A 16543-nucleotide genomic window follows, 5' to 3' on the forward strand; every position below is an offset into this window, starting at 1 on the left:
CCCTCCGCGCGCGCCGCGTCTATGGCTGGGCGCGTTCCGGAGCGTCCGTTGGAGCCGCCTTTGACCGTCTGTAGCCTGGATCCCTTCTATCTCATTGTCGACCGCGCGGATTGGCTGACCCGGCTGCTGCCCCTCGGCGTCAAGCTCGTGCAATTGCGCGTGAAGGATCGCCCCGAAGCGGAGCTGCGCGGCGAAATCGCCCGCGCGCGCGATCTGTGCCGGGGGGCTGGCGCGCAGCTCATCGTCAATGACTATTGGATGCTCGCAATCGACGCCGGTTGCGACTTCGTGCATCTGGGACAGGACGATCTCGCCGAGGCCGATATTCCCGCCTTGCGACGCCATGACGTCAAATTCGGAATCTCCACCCATGACGACGCGGAACTGGAGCGCGCGCTTTCCTATGCGCCCGATTATGTCGCCCTCGGCCCCGTCTGGCCGACGCTTCTCAAGGAGATGAAATTCGGGCCGCAAGGGCTCGAAAAGCTCGGACGCTGGAAGAAGCGCGTCGGCGACGTTCCGCTCGTCGCCATAGGCGGTCTGACGCCTTCCCGCGCCTGTCTCGCGCTTGCGGCGGGGGCGGACAGCGCCTGCGTCGTAACGGATGTTTTGCGGGCGAGCGATCCGGAGACGCGCACGGTGGAATGGGTGACCGCGACGGCGCCCTGGCGCGACGCGTCCGAACTCACGCGCGGCTTCTCCCCCGATTATGCGGGCGCGGACGTCTTCCCCTCGCCTAATCACGGGCCGCGCGCAAAGGCGGTCTCCGCGCTCATTCTGCATTATACGGGCATGCCCACGGCGGAGGGCGCGCTCGAACTCCTCTGTTCGCCGATCCGCGAAGTCTCCGCGCATTATTTCGTCGAAGAAGACGGGCGCGTGCTGCAACTCGTTCCCGAGGAGCGCCGCGCCTGGCATGCGGGCGTCAGCTATTGGGCTGGCGAGACCGACATGAATTCGGCCTCGATCGGCGTCGAGATCGCGCATCCCGGCCATATCGATCCGCATCCTTTCCCGCCCGCGCAGATCGAATCGGTGATCACGCTGTCGCGCGATATTTGCGAGCGCCGCAGGATCGCGCCGCGGCGCGTGCTCGCCCATTCGGACATTGCGCCGCGCCGCAAGATCGATCCGGGCGAATTCTTTCCCTGGGAGACGCTCGCCGAAGCCGGCGTCGGCCATATGCTCGCGCCGTCGCCGGCGATGGAGGGTCCCGCGCTCGAGCTCGACATGGCGGGCGCCGCCGTGTCGCACCTGCAAAGCCAGCTCGCCAATTTCGGTTACAAGCTTGCGGAAACCGGGATCTATGACGAGGATACGGCCGCGACGGTCGCGGCGTTCCAGCGCCATTTTCGCCGCTCGCGGGTCGACGGCCGGGCGGATGCCTCTACAATCGACCTTCTGACCCGGCTGTTGGCGATATGAGGCGTTTCGCATGACGCAACTTTCAAAGCGCGCCGTCGTCGTCACCGGCGCCTCGACGGGCATCGGCGCAGCCTGCGTGGCCTCTCTCGCGCAGGCGGGCTTCTTCGTCTTCGGCTCCGTGCGCAAAACGGCGGACGCCGAACGGCTGCAAACGCGCTTCGCCGCCGATTTCGCGCCGCTTCTGTTCGATGTGACCGACGCCGGGGCCGTCGCAAGGGCCGCGCGGGAAGTCGAGGCGCAGCTTGCCGGCGCGACGCTTGCGGGTCTGGTCAACAATGCCGGGGTCGCCGTGCCGGGGCCGCTCCTTCATCTGCCGATCGCCGATCTGCGCCGGCAATTGGAAGTCAATCTGATCGGCCAGTTGCAGGTGACGCAGGCTTTCGCGCCGCTGCTCGGCGCGCGTGAACCGCAAAGCGCCGCGCCGGGCCGCATCGTCATGATGAGTTCCGTCGCCGGCCGCTTCGCTTCCCCATTTCTGGGCGCCTATAATGCGTCGAAATTTGCGCTCGAAGGCATGTCCGATGCGTTGCGCCGCGAGTTGAAGGCCTATGGGATCGACGTCATTCTGATCGAGCCGGGCATGATCGCAACGCCAATTTGGGACAAGGCCGAAAGCGCGGACTTCGCGCCTTTCGCCGATTCGATCTACGGCGACGCCGCGCGGCGGATGCAGACATGGGCGGTGACGGAAGGCCGGGCGGCTCCGGGGCCGGAAATCGTGGCCGACGCCGTGCTGCGCGCCTTGACCGCATCTCCTGCGCCGCTGCGCGCGCCCGTCATGAAAAACAGGTTTCTCGGCTGGACGCTGCCGGGCCTGACGCCCGCGCGGCTCGTCGACTGGCTGACGGATCGGCGCCTCGGATTTTCGGCGCTACGCAAAAAGCTGCTCGCGACCGCCGCCAAGGGAGAGACGCATGTCTGAGGAAACGCCGATGATCCATGGCGTCGTGTGCTGGAGCGAACTCGCCGTTCGCGACATTGCGCGCGCGCAGAAATTTTACGCCGATTCGCTCGGCTGGCGCTTCGAAGCGATGCAGATGCCCGACATGACCTATTGGATCATCATGTCGGGCGAGGCGCGCGTCGGCGGCATGTTCGAAATGAGCGGCCCGCAATTCAGCGGCGTGCCGGAGCACTGGCTGACCTATATCGCCGTCGACGATATCGACGCACGGCTGAAGAAGGCGGTCGCGGCGGGCGCGAGCGTCTGCAAGGAGCCTTTCGACATTCCGGGCGTTGGTCGTATGGCCGTTCTGGCCGAGCCGGGCGGCGCCATCGTCGCCTGGATGACGCCCAGGGCCGCCTGAACGCATATGAGCGGCGCCGCGGCCGCGCATATCGTTCGAAGGCGCGAAAGCGATTTTAGAGACGCGTCGTCTCGTCGATTTCGCCGGGACGGAAATGTCTCACGAATTCGCAAGCGACGCCGTCATCCAGAATGCGCACGACCTTCGCCGGCGTATTGCCGACGGTCACTTCCGCGCCGAGCGGAATGATGTGGTCCGTCTCGATCGCGACGCCGGAAAGCGACAGGGTGCGAATGCGCACAATATGTTCGTCGCCGCGCGTCAATCGCAGCACGGTGAGATCCATCAGCGGGACGACGCGGTCGTGGCGGCGCCGGTCTTCGACATCCAAGGCCGAGCGATTGGCGTACCAGGTAAGCTGGTCGGCAAGTCTGTCGCGTTTTTTGGGGGTGAGCTGCAGGCTCATCTCGAAGCCCGTTTCGGTGTGCCGCGTGATGGCGCCCGTGAAGCGGCCGAGCTCGTTGAGATAGAGCACGACCCTTTCGCCGGGCATGGCGACGACGGGCGCGAAGAGCGAAACCTCGCCGGGTGACATTTCGAAAGTCCGGCAGGAATACTCCTCATTGGACTTCAGCAGCATATACCTTCCCTGGAAGGCGATCTGGACGCGCTGCAAGCGATCCGTCTTAAAATAATTGATCGAGTGGAGGAGATTTACGCCCATAATCGAAACCGCCATTATCTGTTGCCGCCGTCGAGGGCGCAGCCGCTCGAACGGGTCGATGAAGACAAACGTTACAGGAAGGAGCTTATGTCAGAAAGTTGCAGCGGAGCGTTCCACAACGGTTTCGGCAAACGCCGTGTGCGAAGAACTGCCTTAATTGATTCAATTTTACGGATATGCCCGCAGACCTCCTATTTGATTGGCGGCGTTGGCGCTACGGGCTGTGCAGTTAAGAAAATTAACGTTTCGCCGCTTGCGCGCCCGCCCGCGTCGCATGCGAGACGTCTTCGATAATCCTTGTAAAGGGACGAATTTTTTGACGGCGCCGCATGCGGCGATTTTTCAAATGGTTGTTAACTACAAGCCCGACGATAAGCTTAATCGATTGGACCCTGGATGCTTTTTGTCTTATGCATCAGCTTAAGCAAGTTTACGGGTTTTCGAGTGAAATCGCGACACGTTGTTATAAGCTGGCTCTTTTGTTGCGGTTTTACGTTGACCGCGCATGAGCCTGCGCGCGCCTTCGATTTCTTCGGCCTCTTTGGCGAAACCGAGAAGGCTCAGCCGAGCGCCAACGCCGTCGCCTATGACATCGCTTTTCAAGGCCTCGACGACGGCAAGCTCGAACAGACGCTGCAAGACGCCTCGAACAGCTGGCGCCTGAGACTCGACGCTCCCGGCTCGGGCGTCGGGCTCGCGCGCCGCGTCGTCGCCGATTACCCACGCATCACGGACGCGCTTTGGGCGAGCGGCTATTACAATGCGACCGTGCGCGCGAGCGTCGCAGGCGTCTATGTCTCGCCGGACGGCAAGGGAGCAGAGGCGTCGGCGGCGGCGGCCGAGCGCTATCGCGGAAGCGCATTGGCGCCGGTGGTCTTCGAGGTCGATCCAGGTCCGCTTTTCAAGCTGCGTCACGTCGTCGTCTACGATTCCCGCACCAATGCGCCGATCGATCCGGCGCTCTTCCCGCGCAAGGCGTTCGATCTCGACGCCGACGATCCGGCGCGCGCCGCCGCGCTGCGCGCGCGCGAATCCGAGTGGATCGATCAACTGCGCGACAAATCCTATCCGCTCGCCAAGGTCGTTTCCACGCGGCCCGTCATCTTTCACAATGAACATGCGATGGACGTGGCCCTCACCATCGATCCAGGGCCGAAGGCGGGCGTCGGCGCCGTCGAGCTTTCGGGTTCGCCGGGCGTCGATCCGGCCGTGATCCGCTCCTTCATCTATCTCGAGGAGGGCGAGCCCTATAGTCCGAAAAAGCTTGCCGACACGCGCAAATCCGTTGCGCGCATAGAGGCGCTGGGCGGGGTGAAGGTCGAGGACGGCGCGCATCTCGACAAGAACGGCAATCTGCCGATCCTCGTCGAAACGAGCGAGCGCAAGCGCCACGCCATCGGCGCTTCGGCGATGTTCTCCAACATTAACGGCCCGTCGCTGCGAACCTATTGGGTCGACCGCAATCTTTTCGGCGGGGCGGAGCGGCTGCGTTTCGATCTGGAAGGCGGGCTCGCTTATTACAACAACTCCGCCTCTTTCGTTTCTTTTCCGGAGCTGAAGGCGAGCAATCTCGTCGGCGCGGCGCGTCTCAGTTTCCTGAAGCCCGCGCTGTGGGGCTCGCGCAACGACCTGCTGCTCGACGCGGCGGCGGTGCGCGAACGCACGGTCTATTACTGGGCCGCCTACGGCAATTTCAACGGCGCGATCCGTCACCGCTTCAGCGATACGACGTCGCTTCAGGCGGGACTTGAAATAGAGGGCGGGCAATTCTTCGACGTCTATGGCCTGCACGATTATTCTCTGCTCGGATTCCCGATTTCAGGGACCTATGACAGCACCGACAATGCGCTTGCGCCGACGCGCGGCATGCGCGTCAACGCCCGCGTCGCGCCTTATGTGAAGGCGCTGCCGCACGGGGTCGGCATGGTGGAGTCGAAGGGACAGGCCTCCGCCTATTACGCGCTCGATGAGGACGCCTGGTATATTCTCGCGGGGCGCGTCGCGGCGGGCTCCATCGTCGGCGCGCCGGTCGAGGCCGTGCCCGCCAATCGCCGCTTCTTCGCAGGCGGCGGCGGCTCCGTGCGCGGCTATCGCTATCGCTCGATCAGCCCGGAAAACGGCTTTGGCTGGCCCACCGGCGGCCTGAGCCTGTTCGAAGCCTCGGCGGAAGCGCGGCTCAAAGTCACGCAGAATATCGGGATCGTGCCGTTCCTCGACGCCGGCGCCGCTTTCTCGACGCCCTGGCCCGACTTCGGCTCGACCATGCGCTTCGCCGCGGGGCTCGGCCTTCGATACTATACCGGCATCGGTCCGATCCGGCTGGACGTCGCCACCCCGCTCAATCCGAGACCGACCGACAGCCGGATCGCGCTCTTCATCGGCATCGGAGAAAGTTTCTAGATGCGCAGGCGATCGCTCTCCGTCGCGGCCGGCCTCGTCGCTCTCGCTGCGCTCGCCATCGGCGCGGGCGTGCTGGCGCTGCATAGCGAAGCCGGCGGGCGTTGGCTTGCGCGCGCCGCTTCCGGGGCGGTTTCCTCGCCGGATATGAAGATCGAGATCGGCGCGATCGAAGGTCCGTTGTCCGCTGCTCCCGCCATTCGCGACATCGTCCTTTCGGATCGCGACGGCCCCTGGCTGAAAATCGACCGCGTCGCCGCCAAATGGTCGCGCTTCGCGCTGTTCGCCTTGCGGCTCGATATCGACCGCATCGACATTGGCGAAGTCGACGTGCTGCGGCGTCCGGCCGCAGCTCCGGCCGCCGCGCCGAGCAAAGCGTCGCCCCCGGAGAAAGCGTCCTTCCCGCCCAAATTGCCGATCGGCCTGCGGCTGGGCGAATTGGCGCTTCAAAAGCTCGTTCTCGCCGAACCTGTCGCGGGCGCGCCCGCGACGCTCAGCCTGAAGGCGGGCGCGGAGCTGACCGGCGCCAAAGCGGCGTTGCAGCTTCTCGTTGAGCGGCTGGACGCGCCGGGCTCCATCGGCGCCGACGCGTCCTATGGGCCGGACGACGGAAAGCTGCGCGTCAAATTCGCCGCCAGGGAGCCCGGCGACGGCCTCATTGCGCGATTGGCGCAGCTCCCCGGCCTGCCGCCGGTCGAGGCGGCGGTCGACGGCGACGGGACGCTCGACGCCTTCAAGGCGACGATCGCCGCCAAAGCCGGCGAAGCGGGCGCGCAGGGGAGCGTGACGATTGCGCGCGACGCGGCCGCGCGCCGGCTCGATCTCGACCTCGACGCGCGGCTCGCCGATTTGCTGCCGCGCGACCTGGCGCCCCTCCTCGCCGAGACGACGAAGATCGTCGCCACCGCGCATCTCGCCGATGACGGCGCGAGCGCGTTGGATCGTCTGTCGCTCACGGCTTCGGCCTTCGAATTCGGCGCCGCGGGCCATGTCGGCGCGGACGGGAAAGGCGCAGGAACGGCGAAAATCTCCGCGAGCGATCTTGGCCGGTTCTCGCGCCTCGCGGGACGCGAGCTGCGCGGCGCGCTCGACCTCTCCGCCGATCTTTCCGGCGCGCCGTTCGAGGGCGTCGTGACGGCGGCGCTCGACGGCGCGGTGACGGGCCTCGGCTCGGGCGTCCCGGCGGTCGACGGCCTCGTCGGCGAAAGGCTGACGCTCGCGGGCAAGGTCGCGACGCTCCCGCATGGCGGTTTCTCGTTCGAGAAGCTTTCCTTGAACGGGGCGCATATCGCCGCTTTCGTCGACGGCCAGGCGACGAAGGAAAAGGCGGCGATCGCCGCGAAGATCGATCTGCCCGAGCTGCGGCATGCGAATCTGCCGCTGTCCGGCGCGGCTCATATCGACGCCGCGCTGGCGGGCGCGCTCGACAGACCGGACGCCAGCTTTTCCGCGACGCTGGAAAAGGCGACCGCCAATGGCCGTCCCATACCGAAGCTTGCTGTGCAGGGCGAGGCGCGCGACCTGCTCGGCGAAGTCGCGGCGGTTGCGACGCTCGACGGCGAAGTGGACCGCAAGCCGGCGAAAGGCCGCTTCTCTCTGGCGAAGGCGGGCGAGGGCTGGAAGCTCGACCAGCTCGACCTCGCAATCGGGAGCGCGACCGCCAAGGGCCAGTTGGCGCTCGACGCCGCCGGACTCGCGAATGGACGCGTTTCTGTCGCCGCGCCCAATCTCGACGACCTTTCCGCCCTCGCTTTGCAGAAGCTCGGCGGCAAGCTCGACGCCGCCGTGACTCTCGACGCGGCGGGGGGCGCGCAAAATGTCTCCGTGGACGCGCAGGGCGCCGGAATAGAGGCGGCGGGCGCGAGCGTCGGCCGGCTCGGGGCCAAATTCTCAGCGCGCAATCTCTATCGCCAGCCGGCGCTGGAAGGCGATGTCGCCATCGACAGCGCGCGTATCGGCAAGGAGACGATCGGCAAAGCGCGCCTCGCCGCGCGTCCCGCCGGAGGCGGCGCGGCCGCGCTCGATCTTTCTCTCGACGCGCGCGGATTCAACATCGCCAGCCGCGCGACGCTGACGCCGGGAGAGGCGACGAAACTCGACATTGCGTCTTTCTCGGCGCAACGGGCCGGAAAGACGATCGCTCTTGCGCAGCCCGCTTCCGTAACGGTTCAACGCGGCGCGACGACTCTTCGGGGACTTTCCGTCGCGCTCGGCTCGGGGCGTCTCGATATTGACGGCCTCGTCGGCGAGCGTTTCGACGTTACCGCGAAAGCGCGCGGCGTGCCGCTCTCCATCGCGTCGATCGTCGATCCGTCCCTTGGCCTCGACGGGACGCTCGAGGCCGAAGCGCGCATTACCGGAACGAAATCCGCGCCGGTCGGAGATTGGCGCGTAAAGGCGTCGAAAGTGTCCGCGCCGCAATTGCGCGCCAATGGCTTGCCGGCGATCGCCGCCGCGGCGAGCGGGCGTCTCGCCAATGCGCGCACGACTGTCGACGCCGACGTCGCGCTGGGCGCGACAAGCAAATTGAAGATCGCGGGCTCCGCGCCGCTGGGCGACGGTTCGCTCGATCTCGCCGTGAAGGGCGCGCTCGACGCCGGCTTGGCGAACACCCTGCTCGCGGCGAACGGCCAGACGGTCGCCGGAAAGGCGAATGTCGATTTGCGCCTCACGGGCGCGACGACGAATCCAAATATTGGCGGCGCGGTCAATATTGTCGACGGCGCCTTCAACGATCCGCTGAACGGCGTGAGCCTTGCCAAGATCAACGGCAAGCTCGAAGGGCGCGGTCACGACCTGACGATCAGCGGCCTCAGCGCGCAGACGAAGAATGGCGGCCAGATCGCCGTCGCCGGCCGCGTGACGGTCGCTCCCGACGCCGGCATGCCGGGCGCGCTGCATATCGTCGCCAATAATGCGCAGCTCGCCAGCACCGACGTCGTAAGCTCGGTGGGCGATCTCGATCTCATGTTTTCAGGCCCTCTCGCGCGCAATCCCAAAATCGCCGGCAAGGTCAATCTCGACTCGATGGATGTGAGCGTGCCGGACCGCCTGCCGGCGAATTTGAAGCCGCTGCCGGGCTCCAACCATATCGACGCAAAGGGCTTCGCCGCGCAAATGCTGGCGCTCGAGCGCAAGCAGAAGGAGAAGGCGGGGCGCAAATCCGGTTTTGACGCCGCGCTCGATCTCGCGCTTTCCGCGCCCAACAAGATTTTCGTGCGCGGGCGCGGCATCGACGCGGAGTTCGGCGGCGATCTGAAAATCGGCGGCACGGTGCAAAAGCCGAACGTCATTGGCGGCTTCGATCTGCGGCGCGGCAAGATGCAGCTCCTGACTCAGCGGATCGACATCACGCGCGGCAAGCTTTCCTTCACCGGCGGCCTTGCGCCGCAGCTGGACTTTCTCGCGGAGACGACCGCGGCCGACATCACTGCGCGCATCGGCGTCTCCGGTCCGGCGGCGTCGCCCGTCTTCACTTTCTCGTCATCGCCGGAAATGCCGCAGGACGAAGTGCTTTCGCGGCTCCTATTCGCCAAGGCTTCGGGTTCGCTCACGCCTTTCCAGGCCGTGCAGCTCGCCGCGGCGCTCGCGCAATTTTCCGGGGCGGCCACCGGCGTCGACGCTTTCGAGAAGATGCGGCGCTCGCTTGGCGTCGACTCGCTCGATCTCGACGCGGGCGGCGCGAATGGTCCGACGATCGGCGCGTCGCGCTACATCATGGACGGCGTCAGCGTCGGCGTGAAGACCGGCGCCAAGCCTGAGCAGACCTCCGTGAATGTCGGCGTCGACATCACCCGCGGCGTGCGCCTGCAAAGCGAGACGTCGGTCGACGGCAAGACGTCGATGGGCGTCGGCGTCGAGCATGAATATTGAGAGCGCCGCGACGACGCGGCGCCCTCCATGTCGAAAAGGTAAGGTGTGAAAGCTTGCATGGCGCGCAAGCGAGCCCGCATCAGCCGCAGACCCAAACCCAGCCGGCATAGCCAGAACGCCAGCAGGAGCCGCCATAGGGATACCAGCTCCCGCTCCACCAGCGGCCGCCGCCCCAGCCCCAATGCGGGCCATGCCAATTGCCATGCCAACCATGTCCGCCATGCCAACCGCCATGGCCGCCCCAGCCATGCGCGAAAGACGCCGTCGGGAAAGCGAGCGCGCTGGCGATCGCTGCGATGAAAGCAAGTTTACGCAACATTTTTCCGCTCCTTCATTCGAACCGAGTTCGATGCGGCAGGAACCGGGGGAAAGATGCGCCCCTCCGCGACTTGGGGCTGTGCGGCGCCGCACATGCCGGGTCGAGGCAGGCTCTTCAGCCTTTCGAGCGCTATCGGCCGCTTCATCGATTGAGGCTCACGGCGCGGCGCAGATTTCCCTGGCGAGGGCCTGATAGAAGGGCGGGATCTTGGACCATGTCTCTTTGGCGGGATAGGCGCTGCGCATCTCGCCGGTCGCCATGCGTCCCGAAAACCAGCTCCCGCCGCCCGATCGATAAGCGCTTTTGGCGCAATCGAAGCTCGCGGTTTCGATCTCCGACAGACCTTTTTCCGGAAGTTTGAAGTCGACCGCCTGCGGCGAATGGGGATCGTAATCCGTCAAGGCTCGCACGAATATCGCGCCGCCATCCGTCCTCTCGCGCGAGGCGGGATCGAGATAGATCCTGGAGAAGCCGTCCTGCCAGACGAGCCGCCATTCGGCGCGGGCGGCCGAGACGAAGAAGACAGACGCAAGAATGAGGAGAAAAGCGCTCTTTCGCATATCCTGACTCTGTCCTCTCAATGCGGCAGTTTGTCGGCTTGCCTCAAAAAGCGCAAAGCGAAACGTCTGGAGCAAAGCGAGCAATGGCCTTTTCCTTGAGCGAGCTCGTATCCGCGCTTTTCAACGGCGCGCCGACGCCCGAAGCGACGGAGCGCTACACCGCGCAGATCACCGCGCTCATCTCGCTCTATATTTGCTTCATCGCCATTTTCCTTGTCGGATTGTACATCCGTGCGGTTAAGAAGCGGCCTGGGCGGGAAGAAGGCCGTCTCTTCAAGATCTGGATCGCCTGGTCGCTGATCTTTTCGATTTTGACGATGGCGGCCGGTCTGATCTATTTTCTCGCAGCGGCGAATTGATTGCCACAGCCGAGGCCGAGGCGGGCTTTCGCTTCCGCGCCTTCGCCCGTTTTCTAAAATATTTCTGTAATATTTCTCTCCGGATCCTCGCCAAAAGCTACCCTCGGGACATGCGGCGCCAGAGGCGGTATAGGCAGAGTTTGCGTCTCGAAGCGTTTCGCCCGTTTGAAAGGTTCGAAATCGGCATGAGCAATCGCAGTGCGGTCCTCCTTGTGGAGGATGACGCGGAAATCAGCGAACTGATCTCCTTGTATTTGGAAAACAATGGAATGTCCGTAACGCGCCTCGCAACCGGCGAGGGGCTCGACGCCAAATTGACCGGCGGCGCGTTCGATCTTTTGATACTCGACCTCAATCTGCCAGGAGAGGACGGATTTTCCATCTGCCGTCGCGTGCGGGCGGCGCATGACATTCCGATCATCATCGTCACGGCGCAGGGCGAGGACGTCGACAAGATACTCGGGCTCGAAATGGGCGCCGACGACTATGTGGTGAAGCCCTTCAACTCACGCGAACTGCTCGCGCGCATCCGCGCCGTGCTCCGCCGCGCCGAACCGCAAAGCCAGGCGGCGGGGACCTTGCCGAGCCAATCCTTCCTGTTTCTGGGATGGCGCGTCAATCTTCTGTCGCGCGAAGTCGTGTCGCCCAGCGGGATCAAGGTCGCAATGACCGGCGCCGAATTCGATCTTCTGCACGCCTTCTGCGAGAACCCCAATCGCGTGCTCACCCGCGATCAGCTCATCAATATGACGCATGGCCCCACGGCCGGCCCCTATCAGCGCAGCATCGACGTCTTGATCAGCCGTCTGCGCCAGAAGCTGGAGAAGGATCCGAAGAACCCCGCAATGATTCAGACCGTGCGCTCGGAAGGCTATATGCTCTCCGCTCCGGTCTCCCGCGCGTAGATCTAAAGAGAGGCGCGGGCGCGCTCGCCGAACCGGGCTGGCGCACGATGGGCCGCCACAATGGTTTCGGCCTCGGCCGGCCCATCATGCGTTCGAGGCTCAGATGCCCTGGCGCTTGGTCGAGCCGCTCGTCCCCTGATCGGTCGCGCCGCCCTGATCGAGGTTCTGCGGGCTGGAGCCCTGGTTCTGTCTGGAGCCCGTGTCCTTGTTCTGCATGGACTTGCTGCTGCCATATCTTTCCTGCTCCATCCCGCGCGCGTGATGGCGATGATATTTGGAGCAGTGATGCGCATAGGCCGTCGCCGGGCCGAAGGCGAGAAGAGGCGCCACAAGCGCAGCCGCCACGAATTTCCTGTTCATTGTGCTCTCCCATCGATTCTCCGGCGCCGCCGGATCGTTAGGAACTAGGCGAACAGGACTCCAAGACAAGCGTCGCGCATGTCCGCCCGATCGCCGCGCGAGGCGAACGCGCGCGAGGCGTCGTGGTTCGGGGCGCGCCCTCAGGCGGCCTTCGCCTTCAGTGGCGCGATGTCGAGTCCTCGGAAGATCGCGCAGCGCTGGAAAGCCGCAAGGTCCGGAGGCGTGTTTTTCTGGTGGCAGAATTTCGCGACGAGCTTTGCGAGCCCCTTGATGTCGCGGCCGCTCGCCTGCGGGAAGACGTCGACCAGCGCATCGACCAGCTTTTCGTCGAGCGCGAGATTGAACTGCTCCGCCATGACGCGCCAAATGCGCCGCCGCGCGTCGGCGTCGGGGGGATAATATCGGATGAGCGCGATGCAGCGGGAGACGATCGCTTCGTCGATGTCGTCGACGCGATTGGTGGTGAGAAAGAGCAGCCCGTTGAAATATTCAAGCACGCGCAGGAAGACGCCGACCACGGCGTTCATGGCGATATTGTCGTCGCGCCGCTTGATATAGACGTCGGCTTCGTCGATCAGCATCACCGCGCCCCAGCGCTGGGCGCGCGTCAGGATTTCCTTGAGCGCGGTCTCCATGGCGGCGACGTTCAATCCGAGCTGGCCGGAATGCACGCGATAGAGCGGGCGCTGGATGATCTCGGAATAGACTTCCGCCGTCAGCGTCTTGCCGACGCCGGGCGGTCCCGCGCAGAGGACCGTAGTGCCGCCGGACTTGCCTTGCACGATGTCCTCCATCAACACGTCCATTTCGGCCGTGAGGATGTCGATGAGGTCCGTCTGCTCCGGCGGAAGAACGAGCTTCTGCTTGAGCGCGGGCTTGTATTCATAAGGCCGCATCTGGTCGACATGCACCCAGAGATATTGATGCAGGTCGAGATGGAACATGAACAGGTAAGGATGCACCGGAATGCGGGTGAAGAGGCCCTTGGGTATCTGCGCCTGAAGCTCCGCGATCTCGTCCTCGGCGGCGAAGCGATTGCTTTTGCCGGCCTTGCGCAGGAAGTGCCCGAGGATGTCGCCCGGCGCCTCCAGCGTCAGGCTGCGAGCCGAGAGCACGCCCTCGTCATTGACGAGCCGCGCTTCGCCGCCGCTCGTCGAGAGCACCACAATATCCTTGCGCGACCAATCCGTGTCGCGATGCGTCGCATTGGGATCCTCCGCGTGAAAGCCGACACCCGTGCCCCCGAATTGCTGGCCGTAACGCCCGCGCCATTCGAAATAGGTTTCGCTCGAGGCTTCGAAGGCCGCGACAAGATCCGGCGTCTCGTGCAGAAAGCCCTTGGCGGCGAGAATTTCGCTCACCGTGCGTCCCGCAATGTCGCTCGCCATGACGCGGATGACATTGGATTGCAACGTGCCCTTGGCGTTGGCCTTCAGCTCGATCATGATCTTGCCGGCCTCGTCATTGGACGACGGCACGTAATCGAGACGGATGATGAGATAGGGGAGCGGCCGCGCGGCGACGTTCGCGGTGAAGAGCCAGCCATGGATCGGATTGGCGGTGAGATAGCGCACCAGCGCCGGCAGCACCTCTTCGAGATCGACGCTTTCGAAGCGCGGACCCTCAGCCGCGAGCGCGGCGCGAAGCATGGCGAGCTGAGCGGCGCGGGCGCGCGCCTCAGGTCCCTCGCGCCGGTAGCGGTCTTCGATAAAGTCGAGCTCCTCTCCCGTGAGATGCGCAAGGTTCACTTCCACGCGATCGCTGAAGCGCAATTGCGTGGCGAGCGCCGCGTGAGCGGGAAAGCGCTCAATCAGGGCTTCGACATGGCTTTTCTCGATTTCGATATTCATTTCGAACGCCGCTCTTCGGGATAGGGAGGAAGGGTGAGGATGCGCGCATCCTCCACGGCGCCGCCGACCGTGAAATGATAGACATCCTGAAAGCGCATGTCGCCGGCCGGAAGGCCGAGGAAAGCGTGAACTTCGTCGTCGAAGAAGCAGCCAATGCCCGTCCCGGCCAGGCCGGCCGCCGTCGCCCAGAGATAAAGGACCTGGCCGATCAGCCCCGCCTCCCAGTGCAGTCGGCGATAGGCGAAGGCGCCTTCCTCTTCGAGCGCGCGTTCGAAATCGGCGATCATCGCCACGCTGAAGCAGCCTTTGCCGGCGATCGGCTGCAGACAGGCGGCCCGCGTCGCCTCGCGCTCGACGCCGCCCGCGCGCAGACGAAACAGCGGAAGATCGGCGAGGCCTGTCGGCGCCCATGCGAAGTCGCAAGAGCACGCCGCGCGCAGACGCGCGGCCATGCCGTCGTCGCGCGCGAGAACATAGAGTCCCGGCTCCAGCCCGTCGATGCGATGCGCGTAAATGATAAGCGCCAGCCGCGGCGGCCAGGGGAAGGCGGAGAGTAGCGGCGCCGCCCCCGGCAGGGTCGCGGCGAGCATATGTTGGAATGTCTTCAATGGCAGCGTCGAGACGCCGTCCATACGCTGCACGCTGCGTCTTGCGCGCACGACGTTCCCAACAGGCGGACCGGCGAATGCGGACGCCGGCGCGATGGATGCGTGGTCGAGCGGAGGAGTGGCGGGCTTGTGGGTCAGCCGGATCGCGCGGTCGATGATCGGCCATCCGTCATGATCTTCGCTGAGACGATTGGCGGCGCCGTGAAAGCTGTGCGGCGCCCGGATAAGCGCCTCGAGATCGAAGAGGGGAAGCGCCGCGTCGCCGGTCGCGAGCCACAGCAGAATATCCGGGCGCTCTTCCTCGCGGCGATGGAAGGCGTCGGCGCGGTTCAGGCCGATCAGCGCCGCGATGTCATCGTCGGACGGAAAGGCGAGCGCCTGTACGCGCCAGCCAAGGGCGGCGGCGGCCTGCGCCACGCTCCCGATGGCGTGTCCCGCGTCAAGTTGGCAATAGCGGAAGGCGCGCTCGCCATATTTCCACGCTTCCCGCCAGGGCACGGCGCTGAGCGCGACGAGAAAGCCGTCCTCTGGAAGCATGCGCGCGGCTTCATAGCGCGCGCGCTCTTCGAGACCATGCGCCAATGGCGCGTAATGAAACAGGCAGGCGGCGTCGCTGACGCCGTCGAGCGCATTCGCCAAGAGATAGGCTTCGGTCGGATGAAGATTGCCCGATGACGGATTGTTGCGCACCGCCCAAGTCGATCCTTCGACGCTCTTCCAAGCGCTCAGGCCGAAAGCAAGCTCCAGAAACAGGCCGAGAGAGCGCCGATCGAGCGGCGCGGCGACGGGCGCAGGACCCGGAAAGGCGGCGCCCGGCCCCTCGCCCAATGGCAGCTCGATCAGCCTCGCGCCATCGAAGCGACGATAGGGCGAAGGCTGCGAGGTCCAGTCCAGAAAGGCGGGGCCGAGCGCATAACGCGACGGCGCGTGCTTGGTCCGCGCATGGTAGCCGCGAATATCGGTCGGCAGCCCGTCCGGATGCGCGTTCATCGCGACGGTCGTCTCGGGCGGGCACGAATTTTGATCTGCATCGCCGGCGGGTCCTTGTAAGCCTCGACGCGCCATTCAAGAAGGGCGCCCGTCAGGCCGACGACGTGAACAAGATTGGAAATCAGCTATTTGCTGAGAGGGTGCGTTGGGCCATGTCCGGAAAATTCAGTCTGACCGTTTCCGCCCATGGCGCTTTTGGCGGATTGGCGACATTGCGCCTCGGCGATCAGCCGCCGCGGCGCTTCACCTTCCAGGAGGCGTCGATCGTCGCCCGCGCGCTGGAGGCCGTCGCATTGGGGGTGAGCCCGGAGCGGCATATCTATATGAGCCCGATTGCGAGCGACCATGATTTCGACGCGCGCGTCGAGGCGGAGGGTCTCGTCGTCGCTTGCGAGGGTCATCCGGATGTCGCTCTCTCCTGGCCCGAGGCGACGGAGCTCGCGCATGCGCTGAAGGCGGCGGCGGGGGAGTGACGCGAAAATGCGCTGGCGCCAAGGCCCGCCGCGATCTTTCCCGTTCCCGTCCTCGACTTGCGCAATGTGCGAGCGAATGAGTGGAAACAGCGAGCAGATGCGGCCAGTTCCCTTATGGAGGCCTCAGCGTTTCTTGCCGCTGAACTGACGCCGGCACGCGGGAGAAAGAGACTTGATATGCTCTTTCAGGCAATTCTCCACGGCGAGCGCGTCGGGCTCGGCCGAGGCGCATAAGCGGTGCGAGTCTTTCTCGCAGGCGGCCCGCTGCTTCGACGTTCCTTGCGCCATCGCCGGATAAAGCAGCAAGGCGGAGAAAAGGGGGATCAGAAATAATTGGCGCATGGTTCGCCTCCGGTTTGCGCGAGGTCGCGTCCAGACAAGCGTGAACCTGGATCGAATCTGAAGGATAGCAAGCGCGAGCGTGCAAACGCGTTCGCCGTCGCGCACGCAGAG

General features: G+C 64.9%; 15 protein-coding genes. 8 read left to right on the forward strand and 7 right to left on the reverse strand.

From position 1 onward, the window contains the following. Positions 1 to 60 precede the first annotated feature (60 nt). Genes MMG94_RS22030 through MMG94_RS15035 form a run of 3 tightly spaced genes read left to right on the forward strand, consistent with a single transcriptional unit; the run spans position 61 to position 2732 of the window. Entirely contained in the window at positions 61 to 1425 is a 1365-nt protein-coding gene (locus tag MMG94_RS22030) for a thiamine phosphate synthase (protein WP_338037851.1), read from the forward strand. A 10-nt stretch (positions 1426 to 1435) separates the two neighbouring features. Beyond that, entirely contained in the window at positions 1436 to 2347 is a 912-nt protein-coding gene (locus MMG94_RS15030) for an SDR family oxidoreductase (protein WP_016919898.1), read from the forward strand. After that, a complete protein-coding gene (locus tag MMG94_RS15035) occupies positions 2340 to 2732 on the forward strand; it encodes a VOC family protein (RefSeq protein WP_016919897.1) in 393 nt (130 codons plus the stop codon). The genes MMG94_RS15030 and MMG94_RS15035 overlap by 8 nt, the downstream gene beginning before the upstream one ends. Positions 2733 to 2787: 55 nt before the next feature. On the opposite strand, the gene MMG94_RS15040 is transcribed toward MMG94_RS15035, so the two are convergent. Continuing rightward, entirely contained in the window at positions 2788 to 3411 is a 624-nt protein-coding gene (locus tag MMG94_RS15040; RefSeq protein ID WP_016919896.1) for a PilZ domain-containing protein, read from the reverse strand. A 480-nt stretch (positions 3412 to 3891) separates the two neighbouring features. On the opposite strand from MMG94_RS15040, the gene MMG94_RS15045 reads away from it, so the two are divergent. Next, complete coding sequence (locus MMG94_RS15045) at positions 3892 to 5796, forward strand: autotransporter assembly complex protein TamA (protein ID WP_016919895.1); 1905 nt, start codon at positions 3892 to 3894, stop codon at positions 5794 to 5796. Then, positions 5797 to 9666, forward strand: a complete 3870-nt coding sequence (locus tag MMG94_RS15050; RefSeq protein WP_154419684.1) for a translocation/assembly module TamB domain-containing protein — start codon at positions 5797 to 5799, stop codon at positions 9664 to 9666. Positions 9667 to 9745: 79 nt separating this feature from the next. Here MMG94_RS15050 and MMG94_RS15055 read toward each other — a convergent pair whose 3' ends face one another. Continuing rightward, entirely contained in the window at positions 9746 to 9985 is a 240-nt protein-coding gene (locus tag MMG94_RS15055; RefSeq protein ID WP_016919593.1) for a hypothetical protein, read from the reverse strand. A 155-nt stretch (positions 9986 to 10140) separates the two neighbouring features. Next, positions 10141 to 10545, reverse strand: coding sequence for a surface-adhesin E family protein (locus MMG94_RS15060; RefSeq protein WP_016919594.1), 405 nt, complete (start codon positions 10543 to 10545; stop codon positions 10141 to 10143). Positions 10546 to 10628: 83 nt separating this feature from the next. Here MMG94_RS15060 and MMG94_RS15065 point away from each other — a divergent pair, with 83 nt between their 5' ends. Then, on the forward strand, positions 10629 to 10904 hold the full coding sequence (locus MMG94_RS15065) for a hypothetical protein (protein ID WP_016919595.1): 276 nt from the start codon (positions 10629 to 10631) through the stop codon (positions 10902 to 10904). 185 nt (positions 10905 to 11089) lie between these two features. After that, a complete protein-coding gene (locus MMG94_RS15070) occupies positions 11090 to 11809 on the forward strand; it encodes a response regulator (protein WP_026016190.1) in 720 nt (239 codons plus the stop codon). A gap of 99 nt (positions 11810 to 11908) precedes the next feature. Here MMG94_RS15070 and MMG94_RS15075 read toward each other — a convergent pair whose 3' ends face one another. The 3 genes from MMG94_RS15075 to MMG94_RS15085 form a co-directional block, all read right to left on the reverse strand. Continuing rightward, complete coding sequence (locus MMG94_RS15075; protein WP_016919597.1) at positions 11909 to 12169, reverse strand: hypothetical protein; 261 nt, start codon at positions 12167 to 12169, stop codon at positions 11909 to 11911. 140 nt (positions 12170 to 12309) lie between these two features. Continuing rightward, positions 12310 to 14019: an ATP-binding protein gene (locus tag MMG94_RS15080; protein WP_016919598.1), complete on the reverse strand. Its 1710-nt coding sequence runs from the start codon at positions 14017 to 14019 to the stop codon at positions 12310 to 12312. Then, the gene (locus MMG94_RS15085) at positions 14016 to 15617 is read right to left on the reverse strand and encodes a SagB/ThcOx family dehydrogenase (protein WP_016919599.1); all 1602 of its coding nucleotides are present in this window, start codon (positions 15615 to 15617) and stop codon (positions 14016 to 14018) included. The genes MMG94_RS15080 and MMG94_RS15085 overlap by 4 nt, the downstream gene beginning before the upstream one ends. 152 nt (positions 15618 to 15769) lie before the next feature. Here MMG94_RS15085 and MMG94_RS15090 point away from each other — a divergent pair, with 152 nt between their 5' ends. Continuing rightward, positions 15770 to 16090 (forward strand): hypothetical protein, encoded by a 321-nt coding sequence (locus MMG94_RS15090; protein WP_016919600.1) that lies wholly within the window; start codon positions 15770 to 15772, stop codon positions 16088 to 16090. 123 nt (positions 16091 to 16213) lie between these two features. Here the strand turns inward: MMG94_RS15090 and MMG94_RS15095 are convergent, their stop codons facing one another. Then, complete coding sequence (locus MMG94_RS15095) at positions 16214 to 16432, reverse strand: hypothetical protein (RefSeq protein ID WP_016919601.1); 219 nt, start codon at positions 16430 to 16432, stop codon at positions 16214 to 16216. Between the last annotated feature and the right edge of the window lie 111 nt (positions 16433 to 16543).

The sequence above is a fragment of the Methylocystis parvus OBBP genome, assembly GCF_027571405.1.
GTDB lineage: Bacteria > Pseudomonadota > Alphaproteobacteria > Rhizobiales > Beijerinckiaceae > Methylocystis > Methylocystis parva.

What these genes read in the sequence shown, in the direction of transcription:
- MMG94_RS15030 (WP_016919898.1), top strand. Translation starts at nt 1,436, where the DNA reads ATGACGCAACTTTCAAAGCGCGCCGTCGTCGTCACCGGCGCCTCGACG.
- MMG94_RS15035 (WP_016919897.1), top strand. Translation starts at nt 2,340, where the DNA reads ATGTCTGAGGAAACGCCGATGATCCATGGCGTCGTGTGCTGGAGCGAA.
- MMG94_RS15040 (WP_016919896.1), bottom strand. Translation starts at nt 3,411, where the DNA reads ATGGCGGTTTCGATTATGGGCGTAAATCTCCTCCACTCGATCAATTAT.
- MMG94_RS15050 (WP_154419684.1), top strand. Translation starts at nt 5,797, where the DNA reads ATGCGCAGGCGATCGCTCTCCGTCGCGGCCGGCCTCGTCGCTCTCGCT.
- MMG94_RS15055 (WP_016919593.1), bottom strand. Translation starts at nt 9,985, where the DNA reads ATGTTGCGTAAACTTGCTTTCATCGCAGCGATCGCCAGCGCGCTCGCT.
- MMG94_RS15060 (WP_016919594.1), bottom strand. Translation starts at nt 10,545, where the DNA reads ATGCGAAAGAGCGCTTTTCTCCTCATTCTTGCGTCTGTCTTCTTCGTC.
- MMG94_RS15065 (WP_016919595.1), top strand. Translation starts at nt 10,629, where the DNA reads ATGGCCTTTTCCTTGAGCGAGCTCGTATCCGCGCTTTTCAACGGCGCG.
- MMG94_RS15070 (WP_026016190.1), top strand. Translation starts at nt 11,090, where the DNA reads ATGAGCAATCGCAGTGCGGTCCTCCTTGTGGAGGATGACGCGGAAATC.
- MMG94_RS15075 (WP_016919597.1), bottom strand. Translation starts at nt 12,169, where the DNA reads ATGAACAGGAAATTCGTGGCGGCTGCGCTTGTGGCGCCTCTTCTCGCC.
- MMG94_RS15080 (WP_016919598.1), bottom strand. Translation starts at nt 14,019, where the DNA reads ATGAATATCGAAATCGAGAAAAGCCATGTCGAAGCCCTGATTGAGCGC.
- MMG94_RS15085 (WP_016919599.1), bottom strand. Translation starts at nt 15,617, where the DNA reads ATGAACGCGCATCCGGACGGGCTGCCGACCGATATTCGCGGCTACCAT.
- MMG94_RS15090 (WP_016919600.1), top strand. Translation starts at nt 15,770, where the DNA reads ATGTCCGGAAAATTCAGTCTGACCGTTTCCGCCCATGGCGCTTTTGGC.
- MMG94_RS15095 (WP_016919601.1), bottom strand. Translation starts at nt 16,432, where the DNA reads ATGCGCCAATTATTTCTGATCCCCCTTTTCTCCGCCTTGCTGCTTTAT.